The organism is Bradyrhizobium japonicum USDA 6, from assembly GCF_000284375.1.
Taxonomy (GTDB): Bacteria; Pseudomonadota; Alphaproteobacteria; order Rhizobiales; family Xanthobacteraceae; genus Bradyrhizobium; species Bradyrhizobium japonicum.
Genome location: NC_017249.1, coordinates 5,503,034 through 5,519,700 on the forward strand (window position 1 = coordinate 5,503,034; position 16,667 = coordinate 5,519,700).

Below are 16,667 nucleotides of genomic sequence, written 5' to 3' on the forward strand. Positions count from 1 at the left end.
CCCTTTTTTGTTGTTTGAGCGGCTTATTTTTGACGCATGATCTCCGCGCAAACGCGTACCGCGTTTGTCGCGAGGGATCTTGCGTTATCTAATCACGGATGGCCCCTGGTCCGGTAGCGCGACGTCGACGACGCGGAATTGCACGCGCTCTGCTCCCTGGTACCGGTCGACCGACAATGATCCCGCGACATGCAATTGCTGGCCGCGATTGGCGAGAAGTGCATTGCCGAGCTTCTGGCCGACCGAACGGAATGCAATACCGTTGACGATCGAGCCGTCGCCAGACTTGAAGCGTAGCCTCAAATGCGCCTGTCCGACCTCGTCGGCATGGACGAGCTGATGCGATGGCAACGCCAGCACGACTTCCGGATTGCCGCTGCCGAAGGGACCGGCGCGGTTGAGCGTGGTCGCAAGCTCCGTCGTCACGGCGCGCGCGGACACCGCGCCGTCGACATAGAGCTCGTTGACGTGGCGCGCCTCGGCAACGTCCTGCGCCAGCGCATTTTCGAGATAAGCGCGGAATTCGGCGAGCTTCTCCTTCCGCAACGTCACGCCAGCGGCCATCGCGTGGCCGCCGCCCTTCAGCAAGATGCCGTCAGTCACCGCCTGCCGTACCGCCTTGCCGAGATCGACGCCGGCGATGGAGCGGCCCGAGCCGGTACCGATGCCGCCGGGCTCCAGCGCAATCGCAAAGGCCGGTCGTGAAAACTTCTCCTTCAGGCGGGACGCGACGAGGCCGACCACGCCGGGATGCCACCCCTCGGAGGCCGTGACGATGACGCCAATCTTGTCCTCGAGCCCGATCGAGGCCAGCGCCTCGGCTTCCGCCTGCGCTTCGGCCGCCTGCTCGATGACGCGGCGCTCGCTGTTGAGGCGATCGAGCTCGGCCGCAATCCGCGCGGCCTCGACGCTGTCGCCTTCGAGCAAGAGCCGCACGCCGAGATCGGCGCGGCCGATGCGGCCGCCGGCATTGACGCGCGGCCCCAGCATGAATCCGAGATGCCAGGCCTCCGGTGGGCCGTTGAGTCGCGCCACGTCCATCAGCGCGGTGTGGCCGACATGGTCGCGCCGCCGCATCGCGATCAGGCCTTTTGCGACGAAGGCGCGATTGAGCCCGATCAGCGGTGCGACATCCGCAACCGTGCCGAGCGCGACGTGATGCAGCATGCCGAGCAGATCGGGCTCGGGCATCTCGCTCGTCCAGAAGCCGCGCTGGCGCAGCTCGCGGTTGACGGCGACCAGCGTCACCAGCACGAGACCGACGGCGGCGAGATGGCCGAGGCCCGAGAGATCGTCGAGCCGGTTCGGATTGACCAGCGCATCGACCTCCGGCAGCTCCGTGCCGGCCTGGTGATGATCGATCACGACCACGGACATGCCGAGGCGCTTGGCTTCCGCGAGCGGCTCGATGCTGGTGGTGCCGCAATCGACCGTGACGAGCAGCGTGGCGCCCTTGGCGGCCAGCGCGCGGATCGCTTCGGTGTTCGGGCCGTAGCCTTCGAAAATCCGGTCGGGAATGTGGATCAGCGGATCGAGCCCGCAATGGCGCAGATGCCAGGCCAGCAGCGCCGCCGAGGTCGCGCCGTCGACGTCGTAGTCGCCGAAGATCGCGACCTTCTCGCCGCGCATCGCCGCATCGGCGATCCGCTTCGCGGCGGCCTCCATTTCCGTCACAGTGTACGGATCCGGCAGCAGCTTGCGGATGGTCGGATCCAGGAAGTCGCTGACGCCATCGATGTCGATGCCGCGGCCCGCCAGCGCCCGCGCCAACAGCTCCGGCAGCTGGTGCCGCTGCACGATGGCGAGCGCCTTGGCCGCCCCGCGGGCATCCAGCCGGTCGAGCCAAAGCTTGTCGGTGAGCGAGCGCGCGACGCCCAGAAACGCCTGGGGCACTTCGACGGGCAAGGCGGTTGCGGGCGGCGTCATGAGTCGAGACTGGCTTGAGGAACCCGGGAATCGGACTGGGCGTTGCGGCGATCGGCCGGCAATGACGATTGACCTGGAATCCCCCGGGATTTGCAATGTCCGCGCCGCACAAAGCGGTGGATTGCCGCTTTGCTGCGCGGACTGACTATCATTTGGGCATTCCGTGGAACAGCAAATTAAGCGGGCGTTAGGCGGAATCTTCGAAAAAGACTCGCATTCGATCTGTAATTCGTTGTTCCGGGTTCGTTGCAGATCAGGCCTCATTGCCAAGGGAAGCTCCCCGATGTCTGCTGCGCTGGGTCTGAAAGCCAAGCCAATCGCCACTGAACCCGCTGATGACGATTCCGATATCTCCGCGCTGATCAATCGCCTGACCGCGGAGGTCAACCAGATCGCGGTCGACAAGACCAAGGCGATCCAGCAGATCACCAACCAGATGAAGATGCTGGCGCTGAACGCGTTGATCGAGAGCTCACGCGCCGGCGCGCAAGGCGCCGGCTTCGCGGTGGTGGCGCAGGAGGTGCGCGGCGTCGGCCAGCAGGTCGAAACCATCGCGCGCGAGCTCGAAACCCAGCTGACGAAGCGCACCGGCGATCTCGTCGCCTCGATCGACCGCATGAGCCAGCGCTCGCGCGGCGAGCGCATGGTCGACCTGTCGCTCAACGCTATCGAGCTGATCGATCGCAACCTCTATGAACGCACCTGCGACGTGCGCTGGTGGGCGACCGACTCCGCCGTGGTCGATTGCGCGGCCTCGCCGAGCGCCGCAGCCGTCTCCCATGCCTCGCAGCGCCTCGGCGTGATCCTCGGCGCCTACACCGTCTATCTCGACCTCTGGCTCTGCGACCTCGACGGCAATGTGATCGCCAACGGCCGCGCCGACCGCTTTCGCGTCGTCGGCCAGAACGTCGCCCACACCAAGTGGTTTCGCGATGCGCGAACCTTGCGCTCCGGCGACGACTATGTCGCCGGTGACGTCGAGAACCAGCCGCTGCTCGGCAATGCGCAAGTCGCGACCTATTGTGCCAGCGTCCGCGCCGGCGGCCAGGCCAACGGCGCGCCGATCGGCGTGCTCGCCATCCATTTCGACTGGGAGGCGCAGGCCCGCGCCATCGTGCAGGGCGTGCGCGTCGGCGACAGCGACAAGGCGCGCGTGCTGCTGGTCGATTCCAATCTGCGTGTCATCGCAGCGTCCGACGGCCAGGGCATTTTGAGCGAGCGCATCGCGATCTCGCTGAACGGCCAGCGCTCCGGATTCTATCATGACCGAACGGGCGCGCTGGTCGCGTTCCATGCGACGCCAGGCTACGAGACTTATCGCGGCCTCGGCTGGTACGGCGTGATCGTCTGCGGAGCGTGACGACGTCATCACGAGACCTGTGAGCGGGGCAGCGCGACCGTCGAACGATGGTCGCGCCGTGATGCGGCGCGACTTGCAGCCTATCCGAGATAGCCAGACACTCCGTCCCACAACAGCTTCAACGCCGTCACGGCCAGCAAGCCATGGCACGCCCGGTAAATCTGCCGCTGGTCCAGTCTTCCGTGCAGCCGCCAGCCGAGCCAAACGCCGCTGGGAATGGCAAAGAGGCACGCCGCCATCACGATCCAGACGTTGCCCGCCGGCCGCACCAGCAACAGCCAAGGTACCGCCTTGATCGCGTTGCCGACGGTGAAGAACAGGCTGGTCGTTCCCGCGTAGACCTCCTTGCTGAGGCCAAGCGGCAGGAGGTACATCGCCAGCGGCGGTCCGCCGGAATGCGCGACCATGGTCGTGACACCCGAGGCAAGACCGGCAGCAACCGCCTTCGGCGAAGAGCGCGGACGAATGACCACCTTCGGATCACGCACGAGCCATATGCCAACGAAGCTCAACGTCACGACCGCCATCACGATCGCGACGGCGCGATGGTCCAATACACGGAACAAGAGATAGCCAAGGGCAATGCCGATCACGAGCCCGGGCAACAGCAGCACAAGGTCCGGCTTCGACCATGTCGAGGGCTTCCAGTAGCGCAACGCGAACAGGTCCATAGCGATGAAGAGTGGCGCGAGCAGGCCGCCGGCCGTGACCGGATCCATCACGCACGATAGCAACGGAATGCCGACGATGGAGAAGCCGCCGCCGAATGCGCCCTTCATGAAGCAGATCAGGAAGACGCCGGAAAAGGCGATGATCACCGTGGCGACCGTCAAATCCATCTGCGCATCTCCATGCCCCTCACGCTCGCGCCTCGGCGCGCGTCACGCCGAAACATCGCGGGTGAGACTCGGCTCAGGTCGCGGTGAGGTCGTCATCGGTTGCTGTTGGGCCGGCGTCGGTCGACGTCGCTTGCGAGGTTCGAGGCGGCTCGGCCTTCGGCTGGAAAAAGAGGCCGGGCAGCACTGAAGGCAGGCCAAAGGTCATTCCGAGGAATGCCAGAAACACGTCAAGATAACTCACGCTCATTCTGTTGCTCCGCTTTGTCGGGCGCGACCACCTCTCGGTGCATTTGAGGGGCGATGCGCTGCAATATGAACCGGTACAAATCTCAGTACAATAAGAACATTGATCTCGGTGCACTTTTGCCTTCGCAGGAGCAGAGCAGATGCAGCAAACTTTGCACGTTGGACTCCGATCCGATCACGGCGGGCGCGGCGCCCACCCCGTCGCAATGAGTCTTCTGAGCATTTTCCGGCAAGGCAGGCCGGTTACAGGCAAGAGCTTGCCGCATTGCTCGGCTACGCTGCGCTTCGCATCACGTTGGGCGGACGTGACGTGATCGGCCCACGGAGCTGGATCACTCGCGCTCGTCACATGCCGAGGAGACATGCCATGAAGATCGTCGTGATCGGCGGGACCGGATTGATCGGATCCAAGCTCGTGACGAAGTTGAAACAGCACGGCCACGAGGCCGTAGCAGCCTCGCCGAAATCAGGCGTGAACGCCGTCACCGGGGAAGGCCTCGCAGCAGTCTTGGCTGGCGCGGATGTCGTCGTCGACGTTGCCAACGCGCCGTCCTGGGAGCCCGCCGCCGTGCTCGATTTCTTCCAGCGCTCGAGCACAAACCTGGTCGCGGCAGAGGCGGCCGCAGGCGTGAAGCATCACGTGGCGCTGTCGATCGTGGGGACCGAACGGTCGCCCGACAATTCCTATTTCCGTGCCAAGCTCGCCCAGGAGAACATCATCAAATCCTCGTCGGTCCCCTACTCCATCGTTCGAGCCACCCAGTTCTTCGAATTCCTCGGCGCCATTGCCGAAACGGCCGTGGTCGAAGGAAAGATCGTCGTCCCGTCCGCACTGTTTCAGCCGATCGCGGCCGAAGACGTCGCTGATCGCCTCGCGGAGGTCGCCATGGGCCGGCCGCTTAATGGCACCATCGATATCGCGGGACCCGAGAAGGCCCCCTTCAATGAATTCATTGCGCGGCGCCTGAAGGCGTCCGGCGACGCCCGACCGGTGGTGGGAGACCCGAAGGCACCGTACTACGGCGCCCCCATCGACGACACGTCGCTGAACCCGCTCGGCGAGGCTCGGCTTGGAAAAACGCCGCTCGCAACGTGGCTCACAAGGCTGTGAGGATTCGCCAGACCTTCCATCACGACGACCACTGCAATGAAGGAAATCCCATGCGCAGATTGCTGATCGCAACGGCGGTTTATGCCGCATCAATCCTGACGGGTCATGCCGCCGAACCGGCACCCCTGGCAAAAGTGACGGTCGTGTTCGACCAGGCGCTGCCTAACGTCCCAGGCAAGAGCATGAAGGGCGTGCTGGTCGAGTATGGCCCCGGAGGCTCCTCGCCGGCCCACATGCATCCGCGCTCCGCATTCATCTATGCGACCATCCTGGAAGGAGCGATCCGCAGTCAGGTCAATGACGAGCCCGCCAAAGTCTATCGCAAAGGAGAGAACTTCTTCGAAAAGCCCGGCGACCGCCACGCCATAAGCGCGAATGCCAGCGATACCGAACCTGCGAAGCTGCTGGCTGTCTTCGTCGTGGATTCGGCAGACAAGGAGCTGGTCACGCCGATCACGAAGTAGCGCTGCCTCGTCACGCAGTGCGGCGCGCGGCCATCTCCGCGGCGAGCAGCAACGCGGCGCGGCTGGCGCCGATCGACGCGATGCCTTGCCGTGAAGGAGCACGAGGCGATCCTGAACGCGCTGCAGCGGCGCGATGGCGCCGGCCTCTCGCACATCCTGCGTGCGCATCTGCGCCACAAGCGCGAAGAGGTCTTGCGGCCGGGCTTTGCCGAGACGGACGGAACGACCTCGCGCTGCGGATCGCGTGAGGCGGGCTTGCCTGGCGAGCATTCGTTTGACCCATTCCGCGTCTGGCCTTCGCACCGCTTCACTGCGATAACCGCCCCGAAGATCGGTCATAAAATCAGGCGACGCCGCAATGAACAAACCGCTGCCCTCAGACCCCGTCGCGCGTGCGACCTCCGACAGCACGGGAAGCGCGCCGCAAGGCGGCTTTGCCGATCTCGTTCCCGAACTCGGCGTGTCCAGCATTCAAGGCAGCCTGCCGTTCTGGCGCGACTTGCTCGGCTTCGAGCTCGCCTATGATCGCCCCGATGCGCGATTTGCGTATCTCGTCAGGGGACGTCTGCAGGTCATGCTCTGCGAACTGAATGGACGCTGGGAGACGGCCGAATTGCAGCGGCCATTCGGACGCGGCGTCAATTTCCAGATGGTCGTCGAGCGCATTGATCCCATGCTGAGGGCTCTCGGCGATGCCAATTGGCCGCTCTACGAGCAGCCGAACGAAGCCTGGTATCGGGTCGGCGACCAGGAATTCGGCCAGCGTGAATTCCTCGTCCAGGATCCGGACGGTTACCTCGTGCGCTTCGTCGAACGCCTCGGCATGCGCACGCCATCCTGACGCAAAAAGATTCGTCCAGTCCTGCCGCATCGCGCGATCAGGAGACACAATCGCGACACAATCATTGATTGCATTGCGATGGCGCGCGAACAGTTGCGCAAAACAAAAGACAAAGGCGGAGGAAAGGCATGACTATCGAGGTCTCACGTCGATCCCTGTTCGCATTGGGAGCTGGCCTCGGCGCCAGCGCAATGCTCGGCGGCAGCGCGCTTGCCCGCGCTCCCAAACTCGGCACCCAGACTCCCTACTGGCACCGCTTCGTTCTCGGCGATGCCGAAGTCACCGTCGTGTCCGACGGACCGCTGCCGCTCGGCGACCCCTCCGGGACGTTCACCGGCGTCCCCAAGGAAGAAGTGAAGAAGATGCTGGCGGACAATTTCCTGTCGCCGGACAACGTCGTGCTTGAGCAGAACTCCCCGATCGTCAACACCGGCGACAAGCTCATCCTGTTCGATACCGGCATGGGCAGTTCCAAGATGTTCGGCGCCACCACCGGCCGGCAGCAGAAGAGCATGACTGAGGCCGGCATCAAGCCGGCCGACATCGATGCCGTGGTCTGCTCGCATGCCCATATCGACCACATCGGGGGCATCGTGGACGACGGCGGCAAGCCGCTGTTTCCGAACGCGCAGATCTACATCTCCCAGACCGATTTCGACTTCTGGACCGACGAAGGCAAGCTCGGCAGCGCGGCCAAGGACTTCGTCGTCCACGCCCGCAAGAACCTGCTGCCGGTCCGCGACCGCATCGTCTTCTTCAAGGACGGCCAGGAATTTTTGCCCGGCGTGCAGGCGATCGCCGCGCCCGGTCATACCGTCGGCCACACCATCTTCATGGTCTCGTCGGCCGGCAAGTCCTTTGCCTTCCTCGGCGACCTCTCGCACCATTCCGTGCTGCTGCTGGAGCGGCCGCGGATGGAATTCTCCTACGACACCGACCCGAAACAGGCGGCCGAGTCGCGCGTCAAGCTGCTGACGATGCTTGCTGCCAACAAGACGCCGGTGATGTCCTATCACTTCGCCTGGCCGGGCTACGGCCATGTCGCCAAAGCCGGTGACGGCTTCCATTACTATCCCGAACCGATGCAGATGAGTTTGTAATCTTCAAGAACCGGTCCGGGCGGTGCACACTGCCCGGACCATTGAACTGATGCGCACTCTCTGTCGTGTGGGGCATAAGCTGCATTCGGCTCACGAGCCGAACTTGCTCAATTTCGCATTCGCCCGATTATCCTTACGACCCTCTGTCAGCTGACGTGATCGCGCGTTAGACGTGGAGCCCCGCCGCTTCGCGCTCCGCGAGCACCTCGGCTCGCCGTTGCGCATCCAACGGAGACCATCTCATGATCAAACCAAGCATCGTTTTCGCGCACGGCCTCTGGGCTGACGGATCGTGCTTCGGCAAGCTGATCCCGACGCTGCAAGCCGAAGGCCACGAGGTCCTGGCGAGCCAGCACGGGCTCGATTCACTCGCAACCGACGTCGCCTGCGTGACAGCTTGTTTTGGCCGTGTTCCCGGACCCGTGGTCCTCGTCGGCCACTCCTATGGCGGCACACTGATCACGCATGCCGGAACCGATCCGCGGGTCGCCGCGCTGGTCTACATCGCGGCGCTCGCGCCCGCGGCCGACGAAACTTCGCAGAGCCAGATTGCAAAATTTCCGACGACGCAGGTGTTCGGCCACATCGACGCTCCGGCGGGCCGTGTCTGGCTCAAGCCAAGCGGCCTGACGCACTTTGCCGGCGACCTGCCCGAAGCCGAGCAAAAGCTGGTCTACGCAACGCAAGGGGCGCCGGTTGCGGATCTCCTGACCCAAAAGGTCGATGGCACAGCGTGGACCTCGAAGCCGAGCTGGTACATCCTCGCCAGCAAGGACCAGACGGTTCACCCCGATCTGCAACACTTCGTCTCGAAGCGCATGAACGACACCGTGACCGAAGTGCCTTCGTCCCACGTCCCCATGCTGTCGAAGCCGGATGTGGTGCTGGATGTGATCCGAAAGGCTGCGAATGCGGTCGCAGCGAAGTAGCATCGGCTGACATACCATACCGAACCAATGCAGATGACGCTGTCATTCTTCGGATCAGGTCCGGGCGGCGCGAGACTGCCCGGACCTTTTGGCCATCGCGAAAACGCCATGCCGATTTCTGCTTTTTCTAATATCGATTAATCAGATTGTAACAGTGCATATTATTCGTTTGTCAAAATCATCCTTCTGCGTAGCCTGATCCCGCGCCATCGCCCGGCTGCCCGTAAAGGCCGCCCCCGAGAACAGCGAGGCACCGGAGGATGGGGATGACAACGACGCTCGACGCATCGGGAATGCCTGCACGCTCACTCCTGCCGTTCCTCGATCGCGAGCACACGATCGCAAGGCCGGGCTACAGCCGATGGATGGTGCCGCCCGCGGCGCTTTGCGTTCATTTGTGCATCGGGCAGGCCTATGCCTTCAGCGTCTTCAACCTGCCGATGACCAAGCTGATCGGCATCACCCAATCGACCCCCGGCGACTGGAAGCTCACCGAGCTCGGCTGGATTTTCTCCATCGCGATGGTGTTCCTCGGACTGTCGGCCGCAGTGTTCGGACGCTGGGTCGAGGAAGGCGGCCCGCGCAAGGCGATGTTCACCGCCGGCGTTGCCTGGGCGAGCGCGTTCCTGATCTCGGCCTTCGGCGTCTATCTCCACAATCTCTGGATCATCTATCTCGGCTACGGCGTGATCGGCGGCTGCGCGCTCGGCATCGGCTACATTTCCCCGGTTTCGACGCTCATGAAGTGGTTTCCCGACCGGCCGGGCATGGCCACCGGCATGGCGATCATGGGCTTTGGCGGCGGCGCGCTGATCGCCTCTCCCCTCTCCGTCTGGCTGATGAGCAAGTTTGCGACCACGAGCGACGCTGGCGTGCTCGGCGCCTTCATCACGCTCGGCTGTGTCTACTTCGTCTTCATGATGGTCGGCTCCGCCATCGTGCGCGTGCCGGCGCAGGGCTGGAAGCCGGAGGGTTATGTGCCGCCTGCGGCCGCCGCCAAGCTGATGACCAGGAACGACGTGTTCGTCTACCAGGCGATCAAGACGCCGCAGTTCTGGCTGATCTGGATCGTGCTGTTCTGCAACACCACCGCCGGCATCGGCGTGCTCGGCCAGGCCTCGGCAATGAGCCAGGAGATGTTCCCCGGCCACATCACCGCAGTCGCGGCCGCAGGCCTTGTCGGCCTGATGAGCCTGTTCAACATGGGCGGACGTTTCAGCTGGGCCTCGCTATCCGACTTCATCGGACGCAAGAACACCTATTTCGTCTACATGGTGCTCGGAATCGCCCTCTACGTGACCGTGCCCTATGCCGGCGCGAGCGGCAATGTCGTGCTGTTCGTGCTGTGCTTCCTGATCATCGTCAGCATGTATGGCGGCGGCTTTTCCACCGTGCCGGCCTATCTGCGCGACATGTTCGGCACGCGCTATGTCGGCGCCATCCACGGCATCCTGCTGACGGCCTGGTCGATGGCCGGCATCGCCGGGCCTGTGCTGATCAACTACATCCGCGAATACAACGTCACGCACGGCGTGCCGAAGGCGCAGGCCTACAACACGACCATGTACATCATGGCCGGACTGCTCGTGGTCGGCTTCCTCGCCAATCTCTGCGTCCGTGCCGTCGACAAGCGTCATCACATGAAGGACGAGGACAGTTCGGGCCTCGAGGCCGCGCGCGCTGCCTGACGTTCGGACGAACACAAGGAGGCGACCATGACCACGACATCACGGAGCGAAGCGTCATTCTCCCAATCGCTGCTGAGCTGGATCGCCTGGCGGGCGTCCCGGACGATGGCGGCGATGCGGCCGGTGCATCGTGCCACCGAGATCGCGGCCGCAGCCGCGGCGAGCAACAATCCCTCGGGGGCCTGACATGCAGACCGCTCAGACGGCAAAGACCACCCCGCTGCAATTGGCGCTGGCCTGGAGCTTTGCGGGCATCCCCCTGCTCGCGGGCGTGATCCAGACCCTGCTCAACGCCATGAAGCTGTTTCAGTAGGCGGCGAATGCGTCCCACGAACAAGCGTGCAACGCTTCTCAGCGGCGCGCGACGGTTGGTAACCGACGAAGGCTTCGCCATCACCGTGCTGGCCGCGGTGATCGCCGCTGCAGTTCTCGCCATCGGCTTCGACGCGACTGCGGACATCGTCGTCGCGACCCTCGCACTTGGCGCGGTGACGGCGCTGGCCGAGACCCGCCTGCACCGGCGCGGATAGATCCAGTCAAACGAGCCGTCAGCGGCGCTTGCGCGCGCCATGCGCCGGCGTTTCCGTCACGCGCCGGGTCTGCTCGGCGGCGAGGTCGCGCATGATCGCTATCGCGCTCTGCACGTGGTCGTCGGGCTGGTCGACCGAATAGACGACATAGGCCGGCATCGAGAATTTCGGCGCTCCCACCACCAGGTGCAGCCGCCGCGCCTTCAGCAGCGGCTCGACGATCCGGTGCGCAAAATAGCCGGAGCCACCGTTGGCGAGAACGTGCTGCAGCCCGAGCCAACCGATGTTGGCGGTCAGCGCGGGCCCCGCGAAATTGGGAAAGACCGCGCTGTGGCGGGCGTAGAATTCGGGTCCCCAGTCGACATAGACGTAGCCATCCTGCGGCTCCGGATCGCTCCTGGGATTGGTCGACACCAGCACGAGCTGCTCCTCGATCAGCAACTCGACCTTGAGGCCGGGGCGGCTTTGCGGGGTGTACATCACGCCGATGTCGATGCGCCCCTCGACCAGCCCCTGCATCAATTCGGGCTCAAGGGCGCTCTCGGCCCGGATGGAGATCTGAGGATTGGCCTCCTGCATGCGCGGCACCCAAAGCAGCAGGAACTCCTCCCACAGGCCGATGCGGCCGCCGACCACCAGCGCCCCGCTAAAGCCCTTGGGGAGGCCGACGTCGTGGCGGGCCTGCTCGACGGTGCGAACAAGCGTCGAGGCATGGCGCTGAAATTGCCGCCCAGCCACCGTAAGCGTCGCGCCTGCCTTGTTGCGCACGAACAGCGTGCAGCCGAGCAGCTCCTCGAGCGAGTGGATCCGCGTGCTGACGGTGGACTGGCTGACGTGAAGCCGGTCGGCGGCGGTGATGAAATTGCCGGTCGCGACCACGGTCAGGAATGTACGCGCGAGCTCGGTATCCACGGGGGCACCTCACACATCGACATTGTCGATATGAAAGGCGCTGTCTTGAAGGATGTCAAACAGAAGCAGTGCCGCTCAGCAGCCCAGCCTGTCGGCGACCCCGCCAAAATCCTTGGCGACGATGTCCCAATTGCCGGTCGCCTCGAAATCGACCTTCTGAAGCGGACCGTATTCGGTCGGCCGCGCCACGAACGCGGTCTTCAGCCCGTTCTTCTGCGCGGCGGCGAGATCGCCGTTGTGGGCGGCGACCATCATCACCTGCTCCGGCTTGAGGCCGAGCAGGCGCGCGGCGCCGAGATAGGTCTCGGGATCGGGCTTGTAGTGCTCAAACAGCTCGGCCGACATGATGAGGTCCCACGGCAGGCCTGCGAACTTCGCCATGTTGGTGAGCAGCGCGACGTTGCCGTTCGACAGCGGCGAGATCACGAATTTGGTCTTGAGGCGCGTCAGGCCGGCGACGCTGTCGGGCCAGGGATTGAGGCGATGCCAGCCTTTGGTGAGATAGTCGAGATCGGCTTCGGTGAGGCCCTTGATCGCGAATTGCGCGACCAGCTTTTCCAGCGAGCGGCGGTGCAGATCGTCGAGCATGACATAGCCGCGCTCGGGATGTTTACGCACGTCGTCCATCGACGCCATGTACATGCCGCGCCAGCCGTCGACCAAAGCGGTCCAGTCGGCGCTGATGCCGCGCTGCTTGCTCCACCACATGAAGTCGGTGATGAGGCTGGTGCGCCAGTCGACGACCGTGCCGAAGACGTCGAAGACGAGGGCTTTGACGGCGGAGAGATCGGACATAGGCGCTTCCCTGGTTGTTCTTGTTGTCATTCCGGGGCGATGCTCAGCATCGAACCCGGAATCCATGTCACCTCGGAGTCTGCCGCCCGATGGATTCCGGGCTCTCCGGGCCGCGCGTTGCGCGGTCCCGTCGCGCCGGAATGACGGAGCACGTCAGTCCAAGTGGAACTTCGCGAGCTCGCGGTGCTCGGCCTTGATGTAACGTACGGTGCCGGTGACGGAGCGCATCACGACCGTCTCGGTCTCGATCACGCCGTCCTTGCGGAACTTGACGCCCGACAGCAGCGAGCCGGTGGTGACGCCGGTGGCGGCGAACAGGCAGTCGCCTCGCGCCATGTCCTCGATGCCGTAGATCATCTTGGGATCGTTGACGCCCATCTTGGCGGCGCGCTCGCGCTTCTCGTCGGAATCCAGGATCAGCCGGCACTGCATCTGGCCACCGATGCAGCGCAGCGCCACGGCCGCGAGCACGCCTTCCGGCGCGCCGCCGGTGCCGAGATACATGTCGACGCCGGTGTTATCGGGGTCGGCGCAGTGGATCACGCCGGCCACGTCGCCATCGGTGATGAGGCGCACGGCGGCGCCGGTCGAGCGCACGCTCTCGATGATGCTGGCATGGCGCGGACGGTCGAGCACGAGAACGGTGATGCCTTCCGGCTGGACGCCCTTGGCCTTGGCGAGGCGGCGGACGTTGTCAGCCGGCGTCGCATCGAGGTCGACGACACCCTTGTCGTAGCCCGGCCCGATCGCAAGCTTCTGCATATAGACGTCGGGCGCGTGCAGCAGCGTGCCGCCGTCGGCCATCGCCATGGTGGCAATCGAGCCCGGCATGTTCTTGGCGCACAGCGTGGTGCCTTCGAGCGGGTCGACCGCGATGTCGACCTGCGGGCCGGCGTTCATGCCAACCTTCTCGCCGATGAACAGCATCGGCGCCTCGTCGCGCTCGCCCTCGCCGATCACGATGGTGCCCTCGATCGGCAGCTTGTTGAGCTCGCGCCGCATGGCGTCCACGGCGGCCTGGTCGGCCGCCTTCTCGTTGCCGTGCCCGCGCAGCCGCGCGGACGACACCGCCGCCCGCTCCGTCACGCGCACGATCTCCAGCGTGAGAATGCGCTCGAGCAACGCGTGCGGCGGGACTGAAATATGGGTCGACATCGGCTAACTCCTTCGGAACGGTTCTGGACGGAAATCTCCGTCCGCATCAACTCGTAACACCCACAGTTCGTTCGAACCGTGTCCTATCGTTTGAACATGACCTTTCCGGAAAACCGCTTCACACTTTTCCGGGTCATGCTCAGTTCTTCTCGATCCGGATCACCTGCGGCCGTCCGCTGATCACCTTGTCCTTCTGCACGGCCGCGAGCGCGCGACGCACGGCGTCCTCATGCGTCGCATAGGTGATCAGGATGACGGGCACGGGCACCGCCTTGCCGTTCGCCGGCGCAGCGCCGCCATTGGGATGACGCTGCACGATCGACTCGATCGAAATCTTCTGCTCCGCGAGCCGGGTCGCGATCGCGGCCGCAGTGCCGGGGAAATCGCGCGCCAGCAAGCGGATATAGTAGCCGCCCTCGTGCCGCTCCATCGGTGCCTTCTTGGTGTCGCGCAGATGCGAGATCGGCCGGCCGAACGGATTGGCGCGGATGCCGCGCGCAACGTCGGCGATGTCGGCGACGACGGCGGATGCGGTCGCAGCACCGCCAGCACCGGGGCCGACCAGCGTGATCGGAGGGATGCCCTCGCCATCGATCGTGACCGCATTGGTCACACCCATCACCTGCGCGATCGAGGAGGATTTTGGAACCATGGTCGGATGCACGCGCTGCTCGATGCCCTTGGCGGTACGAACGGCAACACCGAGCAGCTTGAGCCGGTAACCGAGATCGTCGGCCGCGCGCAGATCTTCCGGCGCGATGGATGAGATACCTTCGACATACACAGCGCTTTGAGCAACTTTCGTGCCGAATGCGAGGCTGGCCAGAATGGCAAGTTTTTGCGCGGTGTCGTGGCCGTCGACGTCGAAGGACGGATTGGCCTCGGCGTAGCCGAGCCGCTGCGCATCCTTGAGGCATTCGGCGAAGGACAGGCCCTCCTGCTCCATCCGCGTCAGGATGTAGTTGCAGGTGCCGTTGAGGATGCCGTAGACGCGGGTGACGCCAGTTCCGGCAAGCCCTTCGCGTAACGTTTTGATGACAGGAATCGCGGCGCCGACCGCTGCCTCGAAATTCAGCGCGCCGCCGTGCTTTTCGGCGGCCTTGGCAAGCTTCAGGCCGTGCTTGGCGAGCAGCGCCTTGTTGGCGGTGACGACCGACTTGCCCGCATTCAGCGCCGCTTCGACAGCAGAGAGAGCGGGATCACCGGCGCCGCCCATCAGTTCGACGAAGCAGTCGATGCCGGGATGCGTGGCGAGCGCCATCGGATCCTTGGCCCATTCGACGCCGCGCAGATCGACGCCGCGCCTCTTCGCCTTCGAGCGCGCGGTGACGGCGACGACGCGAATGCCGCGGCCGCTGCGGCCCGAGAGCACGCGGGCCTGGGTCTCGATCAAACGGACAACTTCGGCGCCCACGGTGCCGAGCCCCGCTATGCCCACTTTCAGGGGTGCAACCATGATGCTTTAGAAAACCTGCCGAAGAGAAACTTAACGCCGATTGGCGAGCGGAACGACGTTGTGCAACGTTTCGATGCCGCTTTCAAGGAAGCGGCGCACGCCACGCGCGGCCTGCCTGATCCGTTGCTCGTTTTCCACCATGGCGATGCGGACATATCCTTCACCGTGCTCGCCGAAGCCGACGCCAGGCGAGACTGCGACGCCGGATTTCTCCACCATCAGGGTTGCGAACTGCATGCTGCCGACGCTGCGGAAGGCCTCCGGCAGCGGCACCCATGCGAACATCGAGGCTTCCGGCGGCGGGATCTCCCAGCCGGCGCGGCCGAATGACTCCACCAGCGCGTCGCGGCGCTTGCGGTAGGTGTCGCGCATCTCCTTGATGCAATCGTCGGGGCCGTTCAGTGCGGCGGTCGCGGCGACCTGCACCGGCGTGAAGGCACCGTAGTCGAGGTAGGATTTGACGCGGGCGAGCGCTGCGATGACGCGGTCGTTACCGACCGCAAAGCCCATCCGCCAGCCGGCCATCGAATAGGTCTTCGACATCGAGGTGAACTCGACGGTGACGTCGATCGCACCGGGCACCTGGAGCACCGAGGGCGGCGGGTTGTTCTCGTCGAAATAGACTTCGGCATAGGCGAGATCGGACAGGATCAGGATCTCGTGCTTTTTCGCGAACGCGACGAGGTCCTTGTAGAAGTCGAGGCTCGCGACATAGGCGGTCGGGTTCGAGGGGTAGCAGACGACGAGCGCGAGCGGCTTCGGGATCGAATGCACGATCGCCCGTTCCACCGCTTCGAAGAATTGCGGCGTCGGCTCCGAGGGCACCGAGCGGATCACGCCGCCAGCCATCAGGAAGCCGAAGGCGTGAATCGGGTAGCTCGGGTTCGGGCAGAGGATGACGTCACCGGGCGCGGTGATCGCCTGCGCCACATTGGCAAAGCCCTCCTTCGAACCGAGTGTCGCGACGACCTGGGTGTCGGGGTTGAGCTTCACGCCGAAGCGGCGGGCGTAATAGGCGGCCTGGGCGCGGCGCAGCCCGGGGATGCCGCGGGAGGCCGAGTAGCGGTCGGTGCGCGGCTTGCCCAGCGTCTCCTTCAGCTTCTCCAGCACATGCGCAGGCGCCGGCAGGTCCGGATTGCCCATGCCGAGGTCGATGATGTCGGCGCCGGCATTCCGCGCGGCCGCCTTGGCCCGGTTGACCTGCTCGAACACGTAAGGCGGAAGGCGGCGGATGCGGTAAAACTCTTCCATGGCTCTCTGGGCTCCGGGCAACCGGTCAGGACAGAATCGACCGGCCATGACGGCCGCTCGGGAA

Annotated in this window: 18 protein-coding genes; 10 read left to right on the top strand and 8 right to left on the bottom strand. The window is 64.6% G+C overall.

From position 1 onward, the window contains the following. Positions 1–84: 84 nt before the first annotated feature. On the bottom strand, positions 85–1,926 hold the full coding sequence (recJ, locus tag BJ6T_RS26095; protein ID WP_014495508.1) for a single-stranded-DNA-specific exonuclease RecJ: 1,842 nt from the start codon (positions 1,924–1,926) through the stop codon (positions 85–87). Positions 1,927–2,209: 283 nt separating this feature from the next. Here recJ and BJ6T_RS26100 point away from each other — a divergent pair, with 283 nt between their 5' ends. Then, positions 2,210–3,286, top strand: coding sequence for a methyl-accepting chemotaxis protein (locus BJ6T_RS26100; protein ID WP_014495509.1), 1,077 nt, complete (start codon positions 2,210–2,212; stop codon positions 3,284–3,286). 80 nt (positions 3,287–3,366) lie between these two features. Here BJ6T_RS26100 and BJ6T_RS26105 read toward each other — a convergent pair whose 3' ends face one another. Next, on the bottom strand, positions 3,367–4,125 hold the full coding sequence (locus BJ6T_RS26105; protein WP_014495510.1) for a sulfite exporter TauE/SafE family protein: 759 nt from the start codon (positions 4,123–4,125) through the stop codon (positions 3,367–3,369). A gap of 73 nt (positions 4,126–4,198) precedes the next feature. Beyond that, a complete protein-coding gene (locus BJ6T_RS47445) occupies positions 4,199–4,372 on the bottom strand; it encodes a hypothetical protein (RefSeq protein WP_155256375.1) in 174 nt (57 codons plus the stop codon). A gap of 366 nt (positions 4,373–4,738) precedes the next feature. Between BJ6T_RS47445 and BJ6T_RS26110 the strand changes: the two genes are divergently transcribed. The 9 genes from BJ6T_RS26110 (at position 4,739) to BJ6T_RS26140 (ending at position 11,034) form a co-directional block, all read left to right on the top strand. Then, the gene (locus BJ6T_RS26110; protein ID WP_014495511.1) at positions 4,739–5,482 is read left to right on the top strand and encodes an SDR family oxidoreductase; all 744 of its coding nucleotides are present in this window, start codon (positions 4,739–4,741) and stop codon (positions 5,480–5,482) included. Positions 5,483–5,532: 50 nt separating this feature from the next. Next, positions 5,533–5,946 carry a cupin domain-containing protein gene (locus BJ6T_RS26115; protein WP_014495512.1) on the top strand — a complete coding sequence of 138 codons (414 nt, stop codon included), beginning with the start codon at positions 5,533–5,535 and terminating at the stop codon, positions 5,944–5,946. Positions 5,947–6,304: 358 nt separating this feature from the next. Further along, on the top strand, positions 6,305–6,787 hold the full coding sequence (locus tag BJ6T_RS26120) for a bleomycin resistance protein (protein WP_014495513.1): 483 nt from the start codon (positions 6,305–6,307) through the stop codon (positions 6,785–6,787). A 128-nt stretch (positions 6,788–6,915) separates the two neighbouring features. Then, the gene (locus tag BJ6T_RS26125) at positions 6,916–7,887 is read left to right on the top strand and encodes an MBL fold metallo-hydrolase (protein ID WP_014495514.1); all 972 of its coding nucleotides are present in this window, start codon (positions 6,916–6,918) and stop codon (positions 7,885–7,887) included. 242 nt (positions 7,888–8,129) lie between these two features. Next, positions 8,130–8,816: an alpha/beta fold hydrolase gene (locus BJ6T_RS26130; RefSeq protein WP_014495515.1), complete on the top strand. Its 687-nt coding sequence runs from the start codon at positions 8,130–8,132 to the stop codon at positions 8,814–8,816. 266 nt (positions 8,817–9,082) lie between these two features. After that, positions 9,083–10,504: an L-lactate MFS transporter gene (locus tag BJ6T_RS26135; protein WP_014495516.1), complete on the top strand. Its 1,422-nt coding sequence runs from the start codon at positions 9,083–9,085 to the stop codon at positions 10,502–10,504. 27 nt (positions 10,505–10,531) lie between these two features. Then, positions 10,532–10,690: a hypothetical protein gene (locus BJ6T_RS47450; protein WP_014495517.1), complete on the top strand. Its 159-nt coding sequence runs from the start codon at positions 10,532–10,534 to the stop codon at positions 10,688–10,690. A gap of 1 nt (position 10,691) precedes the next feature. Further along, a complete protein-coding gene (locus BJ6T_RS49220) occupies positions 10,692–10,817 on the top strand; it encodes an MFS transporter small subunit (protein WP_014495518.1) in 126 nt (41 codons plus the stop codon). Positions 10,818–10,824: 7 nt separating this feature from the next. Then, complete coding sequence (locus tag BJ6T_RS26140; protein ID WP_014495519.1) at positions 10,825–11,034, top strand: hypothetical protein; 210 nt, start codon at positions 10,825–10,827, stop codon at positions 11,032–11,034. Positions 11,035–11,052: 18 nt separating this feature from the next. Here the strand turns inward: BJ6T_RS26140 and BJ6T_RS26145 are convergent, their stop codons facing one another. The 5 genes from BJ6T_RS26145 to BJ6T_RS26165 all read right to left on the bottom strand — a co-directional run bounded on the left by BJ6T_RS26145 (position 11,053) and on the right by BJ6T_RS26165 (position 16,603). Further along, the gene (locus BJ6T_RS26145; protein ID WP_014495520.1) at positions 11,053–11,946 is read right to left on the bottom strand and encodes a LysR family transcriptional regulator; all 894 of its coding nucleotides are present in this window, start codon (positions 11,944–11,946) and stop codon (positions 11,053–11,055) included. Positions 11,947–12,021: 75 nt separating this feature from the next. Beyond that, positions 12,022–12,741, bottom strand: a complete 720-nt coding sequence (locus BJ6T_RS26150) for a haloacid dehalogenase type II (protein ID WP_014495521.1) — start codon at positions 12,739–12,741, stop codon at positions 12,022–12,024. Positions 12,742–12,894: 153 nt separating this feature from the next. Continuing rightward, positions 12,895–13,896 (bottom strand): class II fructose-bisphosphatase, encoded by a 1,002-nt coding sequence (glpX, locus tag BJ6T_RS26155; protein ID WP_014495522.1) that lies wholly within the window; start codon positions 13,894–13,896, stop codon positions 12,895–12,897. A gap of 139 nt (positions 13,897–14,035) precedes the next feature. Beyond that, complete coding sequence (locus BJ6T_RS26160; protein WP_014495523.1) at positions 14,036–15,352, bottom strand: homoserine dehydrogenase; 1,317 nt, start codon at positions 15,350–15,352, stop codon at positions 14,036–14,038. 30 nt (positions 15,353–15,382) lie between these two features. Continuing rightward, positions 15,383–16,603: an LL-diaminopimelate aminotransferase gene (locus tag BJ6T_RS26165; RefSeq protein WP_014495524.1), complete on the bottom strand. Its 1,221-nt coding sequence runs from the start codon at positions 16,601–16,603 to the stop codon at positions 15,383–15,385. Positions 16,604–16,667: the final 64 nt, after the last annotated feature.

Bases quoted from the DNA above. Each gene is read 5' to 3' on its own strand.
- BJ6T_RS26110 (WP_014495511.1), top strand. From the start codon at position 4,739: ATGAAGATCGTCGTGATCGGCGGGACCGGATTGATCGGATCCAAGCTC.
- BJ6T_RS26140 (WP_014495519.1), top strand. From the start codon at position 10,825: ATGCGTCCCACGAACAAGCGTGCAACGCTTCTCAGCGGCGCGCGACGG.
- BJ6T_RS26100 (WP_014495509.1), top strand. From the start codon at position 2,210: ATGTCTGCTGCGCTGGGTCTGAAAGCCAAGCCAATCGCCACTGAACCC.
- BJ6T_RS26135 (WP_014495516.1), top strand. From the start codon at position 9,083: ATGACAACGACGCTCGACGCATCGGGAATGCCTGCACGCTCACTCCTG.
- BJ6T_RS26160 (WP_014495523.1), bottom strand. From the start codon at position 15,352: ATGGTTGCACCCCTGAAAGTGGGCATAGCGGGGCTCGGCACCGTGGGC.
- BJ6T_RS47450 (WP_014495517.1), top strand. From the start codon at position 10,532: ATGACCACGACATCACGGAGCGAAGCGTCATTCTCCCAATCGCTGCTG.
- recJ (WP_014495508.1), bottom strand. From the start codon at position 1,926: ATGACGCCGCCCGCAACCGCCTTGCCCGTCGAAGTGCCCCAGGCGTTT.
- glpX (WP_014495522.1), bottom strand. From the start codon at position 13,896: ATGTCGACCCATATTTCAGTCCCGCCGCACGCGTTGCTCGAGCGCATT.
- BJ6T_RS26150 (WP_014495521.1), bottom strand. From the start codon at position 12,741: ATGTCCGATCTCTCCGCCGTCAAAGCCCTCGTCTTCGACGTCTTCGGC.
- BJ6T_RS26105 (WP_014495510.1), bottom strand. From the start codon at position 4,125: ATGGATTTGACGGTCGCCACGGTGATCATCGCCTTTTCCGGCGTCTTC.
- BJ6T_RS49220 (WP_014495518.1), top strand. From the start codon at position 10,692: ATGCAGACCGCTCAGACGGCAAAGACCACCCCGCTGCAATTGGCGCTG.
- BJ6T_RS26120 (WP_014495513.1), top strand. From the start codon at position 6,305: ATGAACAAACCGCTGCCCTCAGACCCCGTCGCGCGTGCGACCTCCGAC.
- BJ6T_RS26130 (WP_014495515.1), top strand. From the start codon at position 8,130: ATGATCAAACCAAGCATCGTTTTCGCGCACGGCCTCTGGGCTGACGGA.
- BJ6T_RS26125 (WP_014495514.1), top strand. From the start codon at position 6,916: ATGACTATCGAGGTCTCACGTCGATCCCTGTTCGCATTGGGAGCTGGC.
- BJ6T_RS47445 (WP_155256375.1), bottom strand. From the start codon at position 4,372: ATGAGCGTGAGTTATCTTGACGTGTTTCTGGCATTCCTCGGAATGACC.
- BJ6T_RS26165 (WP_014495524.1), bottom strand. From the start codon at position 16,603: ATGGAAGAGTTTTACCGCATCCGCCGCCTTCCGCCTTACGTGTTCGAG.
- BJ6T_RS26115 (WP_014495512.1), top strand. From the start codon at position 5,533: ATGCGCAGATTGCTGATCGCAACGGCGGTTTATGCCGCATCAATCCTG.